General features: G+C 27.6%; 3 protein-coding genes. All 3 read left to right on the forward strand.

What is annotated here, in order from left to right; all coding sequences use genetic code 11:
* Positions 1-1332 (forward strand): triple tyrosine motif-containing protein (locus tag ACTG3S_RS04770; RefSeq protein WP_439128231.1); only part of this gene is annotated, 1332 nt, incomplete at its 5' end.
* Complete coding sequence (locus ACTG3S_RS04775) at positions 1301-1564, forward strand: sensor histidine kinase (protein ID WP_439128232.1); 264 nt, start codon at positions 1301-1303, stop codon at positions 1562-1564. The genes ACTG3S_RS04770 and ACTG3S_RS04775, both read left to right, overlap by 32 nt.
* A gap of 42 nt (positions 1565-1606) precedes the next feature.
* Positions 1607-1897 (forward strand): response regulator transcription factor (locus ACTG3S_RS04780; RefSeq protein ID WP_439128233.1); only part of this gene is annotated, 291 nt, incomplete at its 3' end.

Genomic DNA, 1897 nt, shown 5'->3' on the forward strand with positions numbered 1-1897 from the left:
ATCAAATCTGTTGTAGATATTGCTTTGGAATCTTCTAATGTACAAAAAATATTAGCCACAAATAATAAAGTATTTATAGCAACAGAGGGCAAAGGATTGTTTTTGTACGATGTAAAAACAGAAATAATAAAACCTCTTTATCACAAAAAAGATAAAATTATAAATTCCGCAATTTGGGATATGATTTTAGTAGATAATACTATTTGGTTGGGAACAAATGAAGGTTTATATTCTCTAGATATTACAACTCTAAATCTAAAAAAAGTTGATGTAACTAACTCAATTATATTCAGTATTCAAAAAGATAGTTTTAATCGTTTATGGATGGGCACAGATAAAGGGCTAATGAGTTATAACTTAAAAACAAAATATTTAGATGCGTACACGAAAGAAGAAGGTGTTTTAAACTTAGAATTCAATAGACGTTCATCAACCAAAACTCAAAATGGACAATTTTGGTTTGGAGGCATCAAAGGAATTACGAATTTTTATCCATCAAAAATTAAAGAAAATACAGTTATTCCAAAGGTACACATCACCAAATTAAACGTAATTACTTCAGATTCTACTTTTGTATACAACCATAGAGAAAAAAAATCAGTGATTTTACCTTACAATCAGAATACCATTTCATTAGAATATGTTGCATTAAATTATACAAATTCGTCTCAAAACAAATACAAATATCAACTTGTTGGTAGAGATAAGAATTGGGTTGAAGATAATGGCTTTAGATTTTCTAGGTATGTACAACTTCCACCAGGAAAATATAAGTTTAAAGTAATTGCAGCAAATAATGACGGACTTTGGAATAAAAAAGGTGATGAGTTATTCATTGAAATTATGCCCCCATTTTGGAAAACATTGTGGTTTCAAATACTAATTTTTATAACAATTGCTGGTGTTATTTATGGTGTTTATTACTATCGTGTAAAAAGATTATTAGCTGTAGAAAGAATGAAACTAAGAATTGCGAGTGATTTACATGATGAGGTGGGTAGTGGTTTAAGTAGTATTGCTTTAACCAGTGATATTTTAGAGCAACAATACAATAAAGGCAATATTAAACCACATTTGCTCTCTAGAATTACAAAAAACGCAAGAAATTTAGCAGCTACATTAGATGATATTGTCTGGTTAATCAACCCAGAAAAAGAAACTTTAGGAGATTTTTTAATGAAAAGTAAAACGGTATCTCAAGAACTTTTAAATGATACTCAAATTAATTTTACTGATGTAATTTCTGATGATGATAAGAAAAGAATTTTAACTCCAGAGCAAACCAGAGCAAAAAAGAAATTTGTTTTTATTTATAAAAGAAGCTGTAAATAATATTACAAAACATGCAGATGCTAAAAATGTTAACATGATTTCTAAATTGGTTAACACTCAATTTTATCTAACAATTAAGGATGATGGTAAAGGTTTTCATACAAATTTAAAAACTACCGGAAATGGCTTAGTAAGTTTAAAAAACAGAGCAGAAATATTAAGAGGTAAATACACAATATCTTCAAAAGTAAATGAAGGAACAACAATAGAATTACAAATAAGAATACCGTAAACTCGGTATAAAATTTAAAAAAAGAAAATCTTTAATTTGAGTATGCAAAATAATAAACCCTATACAGTTTGGATTGTAGAAGACGATATCTTATTTAAAGAATCTTTAGAAGATTTAATGAACGTTTACAATGAATTTAATTTAGAACATTCTGTAAATTCTGTTGAAAAAGCGATACAGTCCTTTGGTGTAAAAGACAAACCAGATATTATTTTACAAGACATAGGTTTACCAGGTTTGTCAGGTATAGAAGCCATATCAATTTATAAAAAATTATACCCAGAAGTTCAGATAATAATCATTACAATTTTTGATGATGATGAACGTGTTTTT

Source organism: Polaribacter sp., from assembly GCF_965656025.1.
Taxonomy (GTDB): domain Bacteria; phylum Bacteroidota; class Bacteroidia; order Flavobacteriales; family Flavobacteriaceae; genus Polaribacter.